The sequence below is a fragment of the Streptosporangium sp. NPDC049248 genome (assembly GCF_040678965.1).
Taxonomy (GTDB): Bacteria; Actinomycetota; Actinomycetes; order Streptosporangiales; family Streptosporangiaceae; genus Streptosporangium; species Streptosporangium fukuiense.
Genome location: NZ_JBFAQY010000053.1, coordinates 1 through 17,219, shown reverse-complemented (window position 1 = coordinate 17,219; position 17,219 = coordinate 1). Strand labels below are relative to the sequence as shown.

Genomic DNA, 17,219 nt, shown 5'->3' with positions numbered 1-17,219 from the left:
CGTGACCACGCACACCACCTCGTCCGCTGCCCTCGATCACCACCGTGCCGCATCGGCGCGCCGGGATCCGGCGACGCGTGCCCTCCTGATCGCGGGGGCGGCGGCCGGCCCGCTGTTCTATCTGCCCGCGATCGTGCAGATGGCGACCCGCCCCGGCTTCGACCTTCGGGTGCACCCGATCAGCCAGCTCTCCACCGGTGAGCTCGGATGGATCCAGATGACGACCTTCGTGCTGGCCGGCCTCGGGCTCGTGTGTCTCGCCATCGCGCGCCGGAGGGTCGTGACGACCGGCATCGGCCGCGGCGCCGTTCCTGTGCTCATCGCCCTCGGCGGCCTCGGCTTCATCGTCGCGGGGCTCTTCCCACAGGACGCGGCGTACGGTTTCCCGGTCGGAGCCGCGGACGGCCCGGCCGCGGAGACCTCGTGGCATGCCGCCGTGCACATGGCCGCCGCGATCATCGCCTTCACCGCGCTCGCCGCCGCCGTCGTGGTGGCGCTGGTCCGCGCCATCCGCGGCCGTCGCGTCGCCGCCGCCATCGGCGACGGCATCGTGGCGCTCGTTCTGCTGCTCCCCGTCATGCCGGAGATCGCCAGCGTCCAGGTCGCGATCACCGGCGTCTTCGCCTTCGGATGGTGCACCGTCGTCGCCGGACGCCGGCTCTGTAGTCTGACAAGGGTCCTCGAATCGGAAAAGAAGAGATCGTGAAGTTCCTCATCCTCAGTTACACGCCGACCGCCGGCTGGGACGAAGCCACGGCCGACAGCCCGTCGGAGGAGGCCCTCGCGGCCTTCGCGGCGTACCAGCGGTTCGAGGCGGAACTGCGCGCCACGGGCGAGTTCGTCACCAGCGAGGGCCTGGGGCATCCGGCGGTGTCGACCACCGTGCGCAGGTCCGAGGGCGGCGTCATCTTCACGGACGGCCCGTTCGCCGAGCTGAAAGAGGTGCTCGCCTCGTTCGCCGTCATCGACGTGTCCGGCCTCGACCGTGCGAAGGACATCGTCGCCCGGATGGTCGAGGTGCTCGGCGAGCCGATGGAGATCCGCCCCATCATGGGAGACGACTTCGCTTGAGGCCCCGGCCCGACGCGCTCGAGCACCTGCTGCGCACCGAGGCGCCGCAGGTGCTCGGCGCGCTGGTCCGCCGCTTCGGCCGCTTCGACATCGCCGAGGAGGCCGTGCAGGACGCACTGCTCGCGGCCAGCCGGCAATGGTACGACGACGGCATCCCCGACCAGCCCCGGTCCTGGCTGATCCGGGTCGCATACCGGCGCATGATCGACGCTCTCCGTGCCGAGCAGGCGACGCACCGCCGTGAGGAGGCGTACGTCGCATCTCGGCCGCAGATCATCGATCCGGACGCGGACGCCGTCGACGCCGATCACGACGACAGCCTGAACCTGCTGCTCCTGTGCTGCCATCCCGCGCTGTCGTCCGCCTCCCGGATCGCCTTGACACTGCGTGCCGTAGGAGGTCTGACGACGTCCGAGATCGCCCACGCGTACGGGGTCGCTGAGCAGACCATGGCGGTGCGGATCAGCCGGGCGAAGCAGCAGATCAGGAGGAGCGGCGCCCGCTTCCGGCTCGCACCCGACGGCGACCTGCCGACCCGCGTGTCGGCGGTCATGCGCGTGCTGTACCTGATCTTCAACGAGGGTTACACCGCCAGCTCCGGGGAGCGGCTCACCCGCACCGATCTCACGGCCGAGGCGATCCGGCTCGGGCGGCTGCTGCACCGGCTCCTGCCGGACGATCCCGAACCGGCCGGACTCCTCGCTCTCATGCTCCTCACCGACTCCCGCCGGTCCACGCGCATGACGGAGACCGGCGACCTCGTCCCCCTCGCCGAGCAGGACCGGGCCCGGTGGGATCACGCGATGATCCGCGAAGGATCGGAGCTCATTCGCGCGGCGTGGTCGAAGCGGGCCGTCCGCGCCTACCAGCTGCAGGCCGCCATCGCCGCGGTCCACGCCAATGCGGCATCCGCCGACGAGACGGACTGGGAGCAGATCGCGGCGCTGTACCTCGGTCTCGAACAGGTCGAGCCCGGCGGGCACGTCATGCTCGCGCGGGTCGTCGCCGTCGCCCACGCCTACGGCGCCGCGCGCGCCCGGTCGCTGCTGGAGCAGCTCGACCGCGAGCACGGGCTCCTCCAGCACCCGCTCACTCGCCAACGCGCGCACGCGATCCGCGCTCACCTCCTGGAGCGGGAGGGCGATGCCGCCTTGGCACGAGCCGACTTCCTCGCAGCCGCCGAACTGACGGAAAACGCGGTGGAGATGCGTTACCTCTTCCGCAAAGCGGGCCGCGCATAACGGGTTCGAGGCGCGCGGCCTGGACCACCTCGCCCTCTCGCCAGAAGGAGAGCAACTCGTACTTCGTCACTTCCGGAGATCAGGTCATCGTCGGCAGGGCGCACTACGATGCCCTCACCTGACGGACAACGGGACGTCTCTGCTGTTCGAGATGGGTCAGCGGTGTTGCCGTGTGCAGTAGCGGACGACCAGGCCTGCGGCGGCGAGGAGCAGGAAGACCAGCACAATGTCCGAAAAGTTCACCATGCGCGCCCTCTGCCCCGTTGAGGGGCAGTTAGTCACGCCTGATCCGATGAGTGCCTGAGCCTTCCGATCCCCCCAAGGAACTCGCAAGTCAACCCCAAGACGATCAGCAGTGCCGTCCGCAACCTTGTCCCCGGACGCGATGGTGGGCCGGCGGCACAACTGTGCTCTCGGCGCACGTCGGACGAAGCAGAACGCGAACCGGAGGACACGGACATGTACAAGAAGGCCCTGACCGTCGCAATGGCGGCGGCCGCCCTGGCCACGCTGGCCTCGGCACCCGCGTCCGCGGCCGCGGCACCGACAATCGAGATCATCCCTGGCGCCTCCGCGACCCTCAAGGAATCGAACAGCGTCTACACCTGCCCGGCAGGCGAGGTGCTGACCGGCCGGAGCCACAGGGGGGACGAGAACGGCTGGACCACGTACCAGTGCAGTCGGATCCGCATCGACGGTGAACTGGTCTCCGTACAGCACAACGCGTCTTGGGGCCCCAATCAGTGGGAGAACGACTCGTACTTCGTCACTTCCGGAGACCAGGCCTTCGTCGGCAGGAGGCACTTCGGCGATGAGAACGGCCTGACGGCGTACCTCTCCGCCACGCTGTACTGGCGCGGAAGTCAGGTGCGGCTCACCTCTCGGAACTGGACCCAGGAGGTGAGGGAGGACAACCACTCCTCACAGGCGGGCATCGACCAGGTCATGACCGGCCGCTGGCACAGGGGGGACGAGAACGGTTTCACCTCCTACGAGTACGGGACGGTCACTGTCGGCTGAGGCCCCGGGCGCCGTTCCGCATGAAGCAGGTCCTTCGAGGGGGTGAGGGACGGCGCGACGCGTTCACGGCGCTCACAGAAGGTCGTTCAGGGAGATCTCTCACCCGGAGCGCTCGGCCCGGGCCTGACGGTAGCGGGTGGGGGAGGCGCCGAACTCGGCGATGAACAACCGGCGAAGGCTCTCGGCGGAGCCGAAACCGCAGCGGGCCGCGATGTCCGCCACGGAGAGCGACGACGAGACGAGGAGTTGCTCGGCCGCCTGCGTGCGTGCCTGCCTGATGAAGCGGCCAGGCGTCTGGCCCAGGTGCTCCAGGCTGAGCCGAGTCAGGTGACGCTCGCTCACGTTCAGCCTGGCGGCCAGCGTCGTGGGGCTCAGATCACCGTCGAGGCTGTTGACGATGTGGTCGACCATCTGTCGAATCAGCGGATGTTCCGGCGGCGGTGCGCCCACGAACATGCTGATCTGTGCCTGGTCGCCCGGCCGCTGCAAGTAGGTCACCAGGGCACGCGCCACGACGCGGGCCAGGTGAGGGCCGTGGTCCTCCTCGATGAAGGCGAGTGTCAGATCCAGGGCGCTGGTGACGCCGGCCGCGGTCGACACGTGTCCCTCGCGGATGTAGAGCGGGCCGGGGTCGACCGTGACGTTGGGGTGGTGGGCGGCGAGCGCTCCCGCGTACCTCCAGTGCGTGGTGGCGCGCCGCCCGTCCAGCAGTCCGGCGGCGGCCAGCAGGGTCGCGCCCGTACACACCGACGCCACCCGCCTGCTGACCGCGGCCAGCCGACGTATGTGTGCCAGGAGCACAGGATTGCCCGCGGCGATCTCGTGACCGATCCCGCCGGAGACGACAAGGGTGTCGAGCGGCCCGGTGATGTGTTCGAGGGCCTCCTGGCTTTCCAGCGTCAAACCCGAGTCACAGGGCAGCGGCCTGCCGCCGGAGGTGGCGAGGCGTGTCCGGTAGGGGGGAGCCGCCCCCAGTTGGTTGGCCATATGGAGCGGCGTGGTCACCGAGGCGATGTCCAGCAACTCTGACTGCGGATACCCGACCACGACGGTCAGCCGCTCATCCATGAGTGCCCATCCTGTTGGAGAACCGACACGAATCCCAAGTTTACCGACAAAAACAAGGCTGAGCGTGGTTCGCGCGATCGGCCGGCCGTTGGATCCGAAGCACAGGGAAAGTCACCCGGTCACCGAGGCGCCGGCGGCCGATGGCGGCTTCGAGACCTCCGGCTTGACGTACACCTGCGTATCGCGCCGGGCCGAAATCAGCTCGGCGAGCACAAGACACCGCGCACAGGAAAGGGGGCATCAAATGGTGAGATTCTCTCGTATGGCCATCGCGGCGGCCGTGGCCGCTGCCGCGACCGGATTCACTGCGGCGCCATGTCAACAAAGCCGGGATCCGGTGCTCAGCGGCAGAGAACGTGCGGTACGAAGGTCCTGGGTCAGTGACGCAGCAACCGGACGACGGCGAAGGTACCCACCGCCACGATGAGGGCGCGCAGCACCGGGGGGCTGAGGCGGCGGCCTGCCTTGGCCCCGATCGGGCCGCCGAGGGCGGAACCGGCCGCGACGAGTACGACGGCCGTCCAGTCGAAATCCGCGGAGAAAAGGAAGAAGAGTGCGGCGACGGTGTTGACGAGGGCGACGAGGACGTTCTTGACGGCATTGAGACGTTGCAGGGTCTCGTCGAGGAGCACGCCCATCAGGGACATGTAGATGATTCCCTGGGCGGCGGGGAAGTAGCCGCCGTAGACGCTGGCGAGTGTCAGCCCGGTGAGAAGCAACGGGCCTCCGTCGGGGCGGGCGGAACCGCTGGTGCGTTCGCGGCGCCGCCGCACGCTTCTGCTGATCCGGGGCTGGAGGATGACCAGGACGAGGGCGAGGCCCACCAGGGCGGGCACGATCTTCTCGAACGCCGTGGCGGGCAGGACCAGCAGAAGCGTGGCGCCCGTGAGGCCGCCGAGCAGGGCGCCGGCGCTCATCCTCAGGATGCGCCGGCTCTGGCCGCTGAGCTCCGCGCGATAGCCGATGGCCCCGCCGATGGAACCGGGTATCACGCCGAGTGCGTTGGAGACCGCGGCGGTGACGGCCGGCATGCCGGTGGCGAGCAGAACGGGAAAGGTGATCAGTGACCCGGAGCCGACCACGGTGTTGACGGCGCCGGCGCCGACGCCCGCCGCGAAGACGGCGAGCATCTCCCACGGCGTCATGCCGTCTCCTCCCGCGCGGAGTCGGCGTCCATGCCCGGCCGGGCGGTGCGCGAGGGCCATGCTTCGCGCCCTACCGGACCGAGCGCCCCCGGAACCGGCGATCCTGCGAGGCGCCGTCCCCGCACCGGGGCTCCCGGTGGATGGGCACAGCCGGCTGCGCGGATGGAGTCGCGGACCGAGCGCCACCACACGGCGGTGCCGCCTGCCTCGGTCAGGGTGGGCGATTCCGTCTGACGGCCGGTGTCCGGCGAGATTCTCACCCGGCCGACGCTAAACCGGAAACACTTCGGCACTCAGCGAAGTGTCCCGGCTCCGGACGAGCGGTCGGGGCATCGAGCCCACCTTCGTTTTCAGCCTGGACATCCCCCCGCGGGAGCGTCGTGCAGTGCCCCGGTGCGCGGCTTATAGCCGCATACGCCCTGTCTGTGAATATTGACGTTTTCTTGACGCCTGGCCATGAATCAATGGGCTCTGACGTCAGTAATGTGCATTGCGGCTTTACGGGTAATTGATGTGGGAGGGGCCGACAGTGGCCGGCAGGACTGGGCCACTAGAGGCGTGGCTGCTCAAGGGCTTACAGACCGACCGTAGGCAGATCGAGCACGGTCCGCACAAGAAGCACACCTGGTGGCAGGTCATGTGCCTCACGGGCGTCGACTACTTCTCCACCCTTGGTTACCAGCCGGGCATCGCGGCGCTAGCGGCCGGCGCGCTGTCACCGCTGGCGACGCTGCTGCTGGTCATCCTCACCCTGTTCGGGGCGCTGCCCGTCTACCGCAGGGTCGCGGAGGAGAGCCCGCACGGCCAGGGCTCGATCGCGATGCTGGAAAAGCTGGCCCCGCAGTGGTGGGGCAAGTTGTTGGTGCTCGCTCTACTCGGGTTCGCCGCGACCGACTTCGTCATCACGATGACGCTCTCGGCCGCCGACGCGACGGCCCACATCCTGGAGAACCCGTTCGTTCCCGACTTCCTGTCGGGCCGGCGGGTACTGGTCACGCTCGTGCTGCTCGCCCTGCTCGGCGGGGTGTTCCTGATGGGCTTCAGCGAGGCGATCGGCATCGCCGTCGTCCTGGTGGGCGTCTACCTCGTGCTCAACGCGATCGTGGTGGCCGTGGCCGTCACACATGTGCTCGACGCCCCCAACCTGGTCATCGACTGGCAACAGGCGCTGACCACGACCTACACCAGCCCGATGGCCATGATCGGGCTCTCCCTGCTGGTGATGCCGAAGCTCGCGCTGGGCCTGTCGGGGTTCGAGACGGGCGTCGCGGTGATGCCGATCGTCAAGGGCGACGTCCAGGCCCGGATCAAGGGCACCAAGCGGCTGCTGACCTCGGCGGCCATCATCATGAGCGTCTTCCTGATCCTCAGTAGCCTCGTCACCACCGTGCTGATCCCGGAGAAGGAGTTCGAGGAGGGCGGCAAGGCCTCAGGACGGGCGCTGGCATTCCTGGCGCACGGTTTCCTCGGCGACTGGTTCGGCACGCTGTACGACGTCAGCACCATCGCGATCCTCTGGTTCGCCGGGGCGTCGGCGATGGCGGGCCTGATCAATCTGGTGCCGCGCTACCTGCCCAGGTACGGCATGGCGCCCGACTGGACGCGGGCCGTGCGCCCGCTGGTCCTGGTGTTCAGCGCGATCGGCTTCGCCATCACGATCATCTTCGACGCCGACGTCGAAGCCCAGGGCGGTGCCTACGCCACCGGTGTGCTCGTGCTGATCCTGTCCGCCTCCGTCGCCGTGACGCTGTCCGCGTGGCGCAAGGGCCAGACCAGGCTGATGGGCGGCTTCGCCGCCGTCTCCGCCGTCTTCGCCTTCACGCTGGTGGACAACGTGTTCGAGCGCCCGGACGGGGTGAAGATAGCGTCCTTCTTCATCGTGGCGATCATCGTGACCTCGCTCATCTCCCGGACGACCCGCTCCACCGAACTGCGCGTCACCGAGGTGACCTATGACCCGCTGGCCGAGCAGTTCGTCAACGCGTCCTGCGGCGAGGTGCACCTGATCGCCAACGAGCCGCACGAACGTGACCAGGCCGAATACCACGACAAGCTGCGCGAGCAGTGGCTCAACCACCGCCTGCGCAGCTCGGAGCAGGTCATGTTCGTCGAGGTGACGGTCGTCGACGCCTCGGAGTTCGAGACCGAGCTGGTCGTGCACGGCGAGGAACGCTTCGGCCACCGGATCCTGTGCTTCGAGAGCCCCACGGTGCCCAACTCGCTGGCCGCGCTCCTGCTCGACCTGCGTGACCGTACGGGCCGGATACCGCACATCTACTTCCACTGGACCGAGGGCAATCCGGTGGCGGCGATGCTGCGCTACCTGCTGTTCGGCGGCGGGGACGTACCGCCGATGACCCGGGAGGTCCTCCGCCAGGCGGAACCGGACATCACCCGCAGGCCGCACGTCCACGTCGGGTGATCCTTACTCCGCGGTGAGGCGCGGGTCCCGCCGGTCGAGGCGGCGTCACAGGCGCGCCTCTCCTGACGGCACTCCTGCGCACCGTTTCCGCCGTGTCGTCAAGAAGGCGTCAACGGTTGGCCTGCGAGCGTATGAGATGCGTCAACGACGGCAAAATCTCCCAAATCTCCCGCTTTGCTGTGGGGGTTGAAAGACCAAACATCCGGATTAGAGGAGTGGGGATGGCTGACGTCATCTTCGTCGCCCTGACGATCGCGCTATTCGTGATCTTCGGGTTCGTCGTCAAGGCGGTGGAGCGCCTGTGAGCGCCAGCAACGCCATCGGCCTCGTGGTGGCCGCCGGCCTAGTGATCTTCATGGTCGTGGCCCTGCTGTTTCCGGAGCGGTTCTAGTGAGTACGACGGCAGCCGGGATCATCTTCGTCGCATCCCTCGTCATCGCTCTCGCGCTGACGCACAAGCCGCTCGGTGACCACATGTACCGCGTGTACTCGGGCGTCAGGCACAGCGCCGTCGAACGCGGCATCTACCGCCTGCTCGGCGTCCGCCCTGACGCCGAGCAGCGGTGGGGTGTCTACGCCCGCAGCGTGCTGGCGTTCTCCGTCGTGTCCGTCCTGTTCGTGTACGGCATGCAGCGTCTGCAGGACAAGCTGTGGTTGTCACTCGGCTTCGACCCGGTGCCCGATCACGTCGCGTGGAACACCGCGATCAGCTTCGTCACCAACACCAACTGGCAGGCGTACTCGGGCGAGTCCACCATGGGCCACCTGGTGCAGATGGCCGCGCTGGCCGTACAGAACTTCGTGTCCGCCTCCGTCGGCATGGCGGTGGCGATCGCGTTGGTGCGCGGTTTCGCCCGCAACCGGGCCGACACCATCGGCAACTTCTGGGTCGACCTGGTGCGCGGCACGGTTCGTATCCTGCTGCCCATCGCCTTCGTCGGCGCGCTGGTGCTGGTGGCCGGCGGCCTGGTGCAGAACTTCGCCTCCCCGCACGAGCTGAGCACCCTGACCGGCGGCACCCAGTCGATCACCGGTGGCCCGGTCGCCAGCCAGGAGGTCATCAAGGAACTCGGCACCAACGGCGGCGGCTTCTACAACACCAACTCGGCGCACCCGTTCGAGAACGCCACCGGCTGGACCAACTGGTTCGAGATCTTCCTGATCCTGCTCATCCCGTTCGCCATGCCGCGTACCTTCGGCAAGATGGTCGGCCAGGTCAGGCAGGGCCACGCGATCCTCGCCGTCATGGCGACGATCGCCATCGCCAGTGTCGTGCTGACCAACGTCTTCGAACTGAGCGCCGACGCCACCGTGCCGCAGGCCGCCGGCTCGGCGATGGAGGGCAAGGACGTCAGGTTCGGCGTCTCCAACTCCGCGACGTTCGCCGCGGCGACGACCCTCACGAGCACCGGCGCGGTCAACTCCTTCCACGACTCCTACACTCCGCTCGGCGGCATGATGCCGCTGTTCAACATGATGCTGGGCGAGGTCGCGCCCGGCGGGGTGGGAGCGGGCCTGTACGGCATGCTCGTGCTGGCCGTGATCACGGTCTTCGTGGCCGGACTCATGGTCGGCCGTACCCCCGAATACCTGGGCAAGAAGATCGGCGCCCGGGAGATCAAGCTGGCCTCGATGTACTTCCTGGTCACCCCGATCCTCGTGCTCGTCGGCACGGCGGTCGCCATGGGCAACGAAGCGGGTCTGGCGGCCATGCTGAACGGCGGCCCACACGGGTTCTCCGAGATCCTCTACGCCTTCACCAGCGCCTCGAACAACAACGGCTCCGCGTTCGGCGGCGTCACCGTCAACACGCCGTGGTACGACGTGGCGCTCGGTCTGTGCATGGTGCTGGGCCGCTTCCTGCCGATCATCTTCGTACTGGCCCTGGCCGGATCGCTGGTCAGGCAGGCCCCGGTTCCCGAGTCCGCAGGCACGCTGCCCACCCATCGGCCGCAGTTCGTCGGCATGGTGGTCGGCGTCACGATCATCCTGGTCGCTCTGACCTTCCTCCCGGCCCTGGCGCTGGGCCCGCTCGCAGAAGGAATCAGCTGATGTCCACCCCAGTACTCGAGGCGCCGGAACAGGCGCAGGCGCCGCAGAAGAACGGCAGGGTCGGCGGTGGTCTGCTCGACCCCAAGCAGTTGATCAAGTCACTGCCCGACGCGTTGAGGAAGCTGAACCCGGTCTCGCTGTGGCGCAACCCGGTGATGCTGATCGTGGAGATCGGCGCGCTGGCCACCACGGTCCTCGCCGCCACCGGCGAGTCGTCGTTCTTCGCCTGGGCCATCACCGTCTGGCTGTGGCTGACGGTGATCTTCGCCAACCTCGCCGAGGCCGTCGCGGAAGGACGGGGAAAGGCGCAGGCCGCCACGCTCCGTGCCACCAAGCGTGACACCACCGCCCGCCGCCTCTCCGGCTGGGCGCCGGGCGCGAACGTGTCCTCCTGGGACACCGTCGGCGCGTCGGAGCTCAAGCAGGGCGATCACGTGATCGTCGAAGCCGGGGAGGTCATCCCCGGCGACGGTGACGTGATCGAGGGCATCGCCTCGGTCGACGAGTCGGCCATCACCGGCGAGTCCGCACCGGTGATCCGCGAATCGGGTGGTGACCGTTCGGCGGTGACCGGCGGCACCAGGGTGCTGTCCGACCGGATCGTCGTCCGCATCACCCAGAAGCCGGGCGAGAGCTTCATCGACCGGATGATCGCCCTGGTCGAGGGCGCCGACCGGCAGAAGACGCCCAACGAGATCGCACTGAACATCCTGCTGGCCGCTCTGACGATCATCTTCCTGGTCGCCACCGTCACCATGCAGCCGATGGCGATCTACGCCAAGAACGTCAACCCCGGCGCCGCCGACTCCCTGGCCCTGACCGGCGACGGTGTCAGCGGCATCGTGCTGGCCTCACTGCTGGTCTGCCTCATCCCGACCACGATCGGCGCGCTGCTGTCGGCCATCGGTATCGCGGGCATGGACCGCCTGGTCCAGCGCAACGTGCTGGCCATGTCCGGCCGCGCGGTCGAGGCGGCAGGAGACGTCAGCACCCTGCTGCTGGACAAGACCGGCACGATCACGCTGGGCAACCGGCAGGCATCGGAGTTCCAGCCCGCCTCGGGGATCTCCGCCGACGAGCTGGCCGCTGCCGCGCAGCTGGCCAGCCTGGCCGACGAGACCCCCGAGGGCCGCTCGATCGTGGTCTACGCCAAGCAGGCGTACGGCCTGCGCGAACGTCAGCCGGGCGAGCTCGCGCACGCCGAGTGGGTGGAGTTCACCGCCCAGACCCGCATGTCGGGGGTCGACGTCGACGGCCGGCAGGTGCGCAAGGGCGCGGCGACGGCCGTGATGAGGTGGGTGCGTGAGAACGGCGGCCACGCGACCGAGGAGGTCGGCCATCTGGTCGACGGCATCTCGGCCTCGGGTGGCACCCCGCTGGTCGTCGGTGAGGTCGTCGACGGCCGGGCGCGGGTGCTGGGGGTGGTTCATCTCAAGGACGTGGTCAAGCAGGGTATGCGTGAGCGGTTCGACGAGATGCGCCGGATGGGCATCCGCACGGTCATGATCACGGGTGACAATCCGCTGACGGCCAGGGCGATCGCGGACGAGGCGGGGGTGGACGACTTCCTGGCCGAGGCGACTCCGGAGGACAAGCTCGCGCTGATCAGGTCGGAGCAGGAGGGCGGCCGGCTGGTCGCGATGACCGGTGACGGTACCAACGACGCGCCCGCGCTCGCGCAGGCCGACGTCGGGGTGGCGATGAACACCGGCACGTCGGCCGCCAAGGAGGCCGGCAACATGGTCGACCTCGACTCCAACCCGACCAAGCTCATCGAGATCGTCGAGATCGGCAAGCAGCTGCTCATCACTCGTGGTGCGCTGACGACGTTCTCGATCGCCAACGACATCGCCAAGTACTTCGCGATCATTCCCGCGATGTTCGCGGCGGTCTACCCGGGCCTGGACGCGCTGAACGTGATGCGTCTGGCCGGTCCGCAGTCGGCGATCCTGTCCGCGGTCGTCTTCAACGCCCTGGTGATCGTCGCGCTGATCCCGCTCGCCCTGCGGGGTGTGCGCTACCGCCCCTCCAGCGCGTCGAAGCTGCTCAGCCGCAACCTCTACGTCTACGGTCTGGGCGGCATCGTCGCCCCGTTCATCGGCATCAAGATCATCGACCTGTTTGTCCAATTCCTTCCGGGGATGTCGTAAATGGAACGCCTACCGAGCTGGATTCGCCAGCATCTCGCAGCCATCAGGGCGGTCGCCGTCCTCACCGTGCTCCTCGGCGTGATCTACCCGCTGGTCACCACCGGCGTGGCCCAGGCACTGTTCAACGGCAGGGCCAACGGTTCGATCGTGCAGAAGGACGGCAAGGACGTGGGCAGCGCCATCGTCGGACAGAACTTCACCGACGCTGACGGCAACCCCGTCAGGACCTACTTCCAGAGCCGCCCGTCAGTCGCGGGTGACGGATACGACATGCTCTCCACCGCCGCGAGCAACCTGGGACCCGAGGATGTCCTGGACGTCCTTCCCGTCCCCGGTGCGAAGGACGACGAGGGCAACCCGGACGAGGGCAGGCAGAGCCTGCTCACCCAGGTCTGCGCCCGTTCCACGGCGATCGGCGAACTGGAGGGCGTCAGCGGCGCCAGGCCGTACTGCACCGGTGACGGCGTGGGCGCGGTGCTGAAGGTCTTCTCCGACCGCGCGGTCAGCGTCAACCAGGCATGCCCCGCCACCCCCTTCATCGCCGAGTACCGGGGGCTGAAGGTGGAGTGCGGCAAGCCGGGCGAGGACTACGCCGCCGGGAAGACCGTCCCGATCCGTGGCGGCGTGGCGAAGGCCGAGGTGCCCGCCGATGCCGTCACGGCCAGTGGCTCGGGCCTCGACCCGCACATCTCGGTGGCCTACGCCGACCTGCAGGCCCCGCGAGTGGCCAAGGAGCGCGGAACGGACCTCGCCAGGGTCAAGGCGCTCATCCAGGAGCACACGACGGGACGCGCCCTCGGTTTCATGGGTGAGCCCGCGGTCAACGTGCTCGAACTCAACCTGGCCCTCGACAAGGAGTAGTGGTCGCGGTGCCACGCGGGCGGCTACGGGTCTACCTCGGGGCGGCTCCCGGAGTCGGTAAGACCTTCGCGATGCTCAACGAGGGACGCAGGGCGCTGGAGCGTGGCAGGGACGTGGTCGTGGGTCTCGTCGAGACCCACGGCCGCCTCCACACCGCCGAACTGCTCGACGGTCTGGAGGTCATCCCTCGCAGGACGCCGGCCTACCGGGGGAGCCACTTCACCGAGCTGGACGTCGACGCCGTCATCGAGCGGGCGCCGAAGATGGTGCTGATCGACGAGCTGGCGCACACCAACGTCCCAGGCTCGCGCAACGCCAAGCGCTGGCAGGAGGTCGAGGAGATCCTCGACGCCGGTATCGACGTCGTCTCCACCGTCAACATCCAGCATCTGGAGTCGGTCAACGACGTCGTCCAGCAGATCACCGGCATTCCGCAGCGGGAGACCATACCGGACGAGGTGGTACGGCGGGCCGACCAGGTCGAGCTGGTCGACATGTCGCCCGAGGCGCTGCGCAGGCGGATGGCGCACGGCAACATCTACGCACCGGAGAAGGTGGACGCCGCGCTGTCCAACTACTTCAGGATCGGCAACCTGACCGCGCTGCGCGAACTCGCCCTGCTCTGGGTCGCGGGAAAAGTCGACGACCAGCTCGACCGCTACCGGGCCGAGCACGGCATCGCCGAGACCTGGGAGGCCCGCGAGCGGGTGGTGGTCGCGCTCACCGGCGGCCCGGAAGGCGAAACCCTGGTACGGCGCGCAGCCCGCATCGCGGCGCGCAGTATGGGCGCCGACCTGCTGGCCGTCCACGTCACCAGGGCGGACGGCCTGACCGGCGGTGATCCGGCCGGCCTGGCCCGTCAGCGCACCCTCGTGGAGGACATGGGCGGCACCTACCACCAGGTGGTCGGCGACGACATCCCGCGCGCACTGCTCGACTTCGCCGGTGGGGTGAACGCCACCCAGCTCGTGCTCGGCGCGTCCAGGCGGGGCAGGTTCGCCCAGATCCTGTCCCGTGGCGTCGGGGTGGAGACGACCGCGTTGTCGGGTTCGATCGACGTCCACATGATCACCCACGCGCAGGTCAAGAAGGGCCGCCGCCACGCGAGCTCGCGAGCCGCGCTGACCCGCAAGCGCAGGGTCATCGGCTGGGCGATGGCGGTGCTCGGCATGCCCGCGCTGACCGCGGTTCTGCTCCCGTTCAGGGACGATTCGGCGCTGCCGAGCGAGATCCTGCTCTTCCTGCTGATGGTCGTCGGAGTCTCCCTGGTGGGCGGCATGGGGCCGGCGGTGACGGCGGCCATCGGCGGATTCCTGCTGCTGAACTACTACTTCACACCGCCGGTCGACCGGTTCACGGTCTACGACCCGGAGAACCTGCTCGCGCTCGTCGTCTATGTGCTGGTCGCGATCATGGTGAGCCTGGTGGTCGACGTGGCGGCCCGCCGTACCAGAGAGGCGGCCAGGGCCAGCGCGGACGCCGAGGTCCTGTCGACGCTCGCCGGCCACGTCCTGCGTGGTGAGGCCGCTCTGCCGTCGCTGCTCGCCCGGGTCAAGGAGACGTTCGGGCTCGTGTCCGCCACGCTGCTGGAGCGGACGGGACCGCCGACCCCCGACGATCAGTCGGAGCCGGAGGCGTGGCGGATCGTGGCCACCTCCGGGGGCGAGCCGTGCACCAGCCCCGGAATCGCCGACACCGACGTGGCGATCGACGAGAGCCTGGTGCTCGCGGTGCGCGGGGGACTGCTCGACGCCTCCGAACGCAGGGTGCTTGAGGCGTTCGCCGCGGAGACCGCCGTCGCGCTGCGTCAGCAGCGGCTGGAGGAGGAAGCCGGGCGGGCCAGGCCGCTGGCCGAGGCGGACAAGATGCGCACCGCGCTGCTCGCCGCCGTCAGCCACGACCTGCGCACCCCGCTGGCGTCGGCCAGAGCCGCGGTGGAGAGTCTGCGCGGCACGGAGATCGACTGGTCCGCGGAGGACAGGAAGGAACTGCTCGCCACGGCGGACGAGTCGCTGGTCAAGCTGAATCGCCTGGTGGACAACCTGCTCGACATGAGCAGGTTGCAGGCGGGCGTGCTCGGGCCCGTCCTCCAGCCGGTCGCCCTGGAGGAGGTCGTGCCCAGGGCGATGGACGACCTGGGTCCGCTCCGGGATCGTGTCGAGGGGAACATCTCCGTCGAGCTGCCCGAGGTGGTCGCCGACTCCGCCCTGCTGGAGCGGGTGCTGGTGAACCTGATGTCCAATGCCGTCCGCTACAGCCCACCGGGTGAGCAGGTGCTGGTCACCGGCAGCCGGCACGGCGACCACGTGGAGATCCGGGTGATCGACCGCGGCCCGGGGATTCCGCCAGAAGCACATGACCAGGTCTTCAGACCGTTCCAGCGGCTCGGCGATCGTGACAACCATTCGGGGGTCGGCCTCGGCCTCGCGCTCTCCAGGGGGCTCACCGAGGCGATGGGCGGCTCTCTCATGCCGGAGGAGACACCAGGGGGAGGTCTCACCATGATCTTGACACTGCCGATCTCATCCAGAGCGGTGATCGCGTGACACGCATTCTCGTCGTCGACGACGAACCGCAGATCCTGCGGGCGCTTCGCATCAACCTGATCGCCCGCAACTACGAGGTCGCCGTGGCCGCCGACGGCGGCGCGGCCCTGCGCCAGGCGGCCGACTGGCACCCTGACCTGGTGGTGCTCGACCTCGGGTTGCCCGACCTCGACGGTGTCGACGTCATTCACGGGCTGCGTGGCTGGACCTCGATCCCGATCGTCGTGCTGTCCGGCAGGGCGGGCAACCAGGACAAGGTCGACGCCCTCGACGCCGGTGCCGACGACTACGTCACCAAGCCGTTCGGCATCGACGAACTGCTGGCCAGGATCCGCGCGGTGTCGCGCCGCACGTCCGCGCAGGAGGCGAAGCCGGCCAGCATCACGATCGGCGACCACGTGGTGGACCTGACCAGCAAGACGGTCTCCGGCGGGGCACGGCTGACGCCGACCGAATGGCACATCCTGGAGATCCTGCTGCACAACCCGGGCAAGCTCGTCAGCCAGCGGCAGCTGCTGACCGAGGTGTGGGGGGTCAAGTACGTCAAGGAGACCCACTATCTCCGGCAGTACATGGCCCAGCTGCGGCGCAAACTCGAACGCGACGCGGGACATCCGGTCCACCTGATCACCGAGCCCGGTATGGGGTACCGCTTCAAGGCATGATCGGAGTCCTTCGGCTCGCTCACCGGCTTGGAACCGCCCACGGCGCGGCACCATGACCGGCAACGACGAAACGCGGGCAGTCGAGTGACTGTCCGCGCCTCTCGCATTCGATCAGAGGCCGACCTCCCCGCGCATCAGGCCGGCGACCTCCGCGCCGAAGCGGCCGACCCTGCCGCTTCGGCGCGGAGGTTGTCGGCTCCCACCGTCAACGACGTCTTCTGGAGGACGGCGACGGCCGGCGGGCAATTCGCGGTGGCGCAGCGATGGGCCGGGAAAACGTCGTGGGTCTTCCGATTCGGTTGGTTCTGTGCGGTGCGTCGTGGGCATACCGCTGACGGTTCGCGACCTCGGGCCCGGATGGGGACCGTAAGACGAGGGCGAGCAGTTCTCCACAGGAGGTCCGGCGTGGCCATGAGCCGGTACGCGGAGGTCACAGGTTCATGAAACTCATGACGGAGCCGTTCTCAGCGACCCTTGACATGCAACATACTCGGGTATAAAGACATATAAAACAACATTGAAACGGCGGTGAACCAACAGGATGTACGCCGAGGAACGGCAGCAGGAGATCCTGTGTGAGGCCCGGGCCGCCGGGCGGGTCGACGTGGTGACCCTGGCGGAACGGTTCGGCGTCACGACTGAGACGATCCGCCGGGACCTGACCGCACTGGAACGCTCGGGGGTGCTGCGGCGTGTGCACGGCGGGGCGATCCCGGTCGAGCGCCTCGGTTTCGAACCCGCCCTCGCGACGCGCGACGAGGTGATGACAGCGGAGAAGGAACGTATCGCCAAGGCGGCGCTGGCCGAGCTTCCCGAGGACGGCGCGATCATCATCGACGCGGGTACGACGACGGGCCGTCTGGTGCAGGCGCTGCCGGTCGATCGGGAGCTGACCGTGATCGTGAACTCCCCGCCGCTGGCCACCGCGCTGGCCACCCGCGCGAACCTGACGGTGTTCATGCTGGGGGGGCGGGTGCG

The 17,219-nt window shown here is 68.6% G+C and carries 14 protein-coding genes; 12 read left to right on the top strand and 2 right to left on the bottom strand.

Annotated elements, in window-relative coordinates:
- Position 1 precedes the first annotated feature (1 nt).
- The 4 genes from AB0K21_RS43455 (at position 2) to AB0K21_RS43440 (ending at position 3,332) form a co-directional block, all read left to right on the top strand.
- Positions 2-706: a DUF998 domain-containing protein gene (locus AB0K21_RS43455; protein ID WP_364158845.1), complete on the top strand. Its 705-nt coding sequence runs from the start codon at positions 2-4 to the stop codon at positions 704-706.
- Positions 703-1,071 carry a YciI family protein gene (locus AB0K21_RS43450; protein WP_343983722.1) on the top strand — a complete coding sequence of 123 codons (369 nt, stop codon included), beginning with the start codon at positions 703-705 and terminating at the stop codon, positions 1,069-1,071. The genes AB0K21_RS43455 and AB0K21_RS43450 overlap by 4 nt, the downstream gene beginning before the upstream one ends.
- Entirely contained in the window at positions 1,068-2,312 is a 1,245-nt protein-coding gene (locus tag AB0K21_RS43445; RefSeq protein ID WP_364158842.1) for a sigma-70 family RNA polymerase sigma factor, read from the top strand. Before AB0K21_RS43450 ends, AB0K21_RS43445 begins: the two co-directional genes overlap by 4 nt.
- Positions 2,313-2,771: 459 nt before the next feature.
- A complete protein-coding gene (locus AB0K21_RS43440) occupies positions 2,772-3,332 on the top strand; it encodes a hypothetical protein (protein WP_343983728.1) in 561 nt (186 codons plus the stop codon).
- Positions 3,333-3,431: 99 nt separating this feature from the next.
- Here the strand turns inward: AB0K21_RS43440 and AB0K21_RS43435 are convergent, their stop codons facing one another.
- Both AB0K21_RS43435 and AB0K21_RS43430 read right to left on the bottom strand, forming a co-directional pair.
- Positions 3,432-4,400: a helix-turn-helix domain-containing protein gene (locus AB0K21_RS43435; RefSeq protein WP_343983731.1), complete on the bottom strand. Its 969-nt coding sequence runs from the start codon at positions 4,398-4,400 to the stop codon at positions 3,432-3,434.
- A 377-nt stretch (positions 4,401-4,777) separates the two neighbouring features.
- Entirely contained in the window at positions 4,778-5,545 is a 768-nt protein-coding gene (locus AB0K21_RS43430) for a sulfite exporter TauE/SafE family protein (protein ID WP_343983734.1), read from the bottom strand.
- 529 nt (positions 5,546-6,074) lie between these two features.
- Between AB0K21_RS43430 and AB0K21_RS43425 the strand changes: the two genes are divergently transcribed.
- From AB0K21_RS43425 to AB0K21_RS43390, 8 genes are all read left to right on the top strand, one after another.
- The gene (locus AB0K21_RS43425) at positions 6,075-7,967 is read left to right on the top strand and encodes an amino acid transporter (RefSeq protein ID WP_364158837.1); all 1,893 of its coding nucleotides are present in this window, start codon (positions 6,075-6,077) and stop codon (positions 7,965-7,967) included.
- Positions 7,968-8,268: 301 nt separating this feature from the next.
- Entirely contained in the window at positions 8,269-8,358 is a 90-nt protein-coding gene (kdpF, locus tag AB0K21_RS43420; protein WP_364158834.1) for a K(+)-transporting ATPase subunit F, read from the top strand.
- Positions 8,358-10,019, top strand: coding sequence for a potassium-transporting ATPase subunit KdpA (kdpA, locus tag AB0K21_RS43415; protein WP_343983743.1), 1,662 nt, complete (start codon positions 8,358-8,360; stop codon positions 10,017-10,019). Before kdpF ends, kdpA begins: the two co-directional genes overlap by 1 nt.
- Entirely contained in the window at positions 10,019-12,169 is a 2,151-nt protein-coding gene (gene kdpB, locus AB0K21_RS43410) for a potassium-transporting ATPase subunit KdpB (RefSeq protein WP_364158830.1), read from the top strand. The genes kdpA and kdpB overlap by 1 nt, the downstream gene beginning before the upstream one ends.
- Entirely contained in the window at positions 12,170-13,030 is an 861-nt protein-coding gene (locus AB0K21_RS43405) for a potassium-transporting ATPase subunit C (protein ID WP_364158827.1), read from the top strand. It begins immediately after the preceding gene.
- A gap of 8 nt (positions 13,031-13,038) precedes the next feature.
- Positions 13,039-15,576 carry a sensor histidine kinase KdpD gene (locus AB0K21_RS43400; protein ID WP_364158888.1) on the top strand — a complete coding sequence of 846 codons (2,538 nt, stop codon included), beginning with the start codon at positions 13,039-13,041 and terminating at the stop codon, positions 15,574-15,576.
- Entirely contained in the window at positions 15,573-16,241 is a 669-nt protein-coding gene (locus AB0K21_RS43395) for a response regulator (RefSeq protein WP_343973468.1), read from the top strand. The genes AB0K21_RS43400 and AB0K21_RS43395 overlap by 4 nt, the downstream gene beginning before the upstream one ends.
- A 541-nt stretch (positions 16,242-16,782) precedes the next feature.
- Positions 16,783-17,219: DeoR/GlpR family DNA-binding transcription regulator (locus AB0K21_RS43390; protein WP_364158822.1), on the top strand; the 437-nt coding region annotated here is incomplete at its 3' end.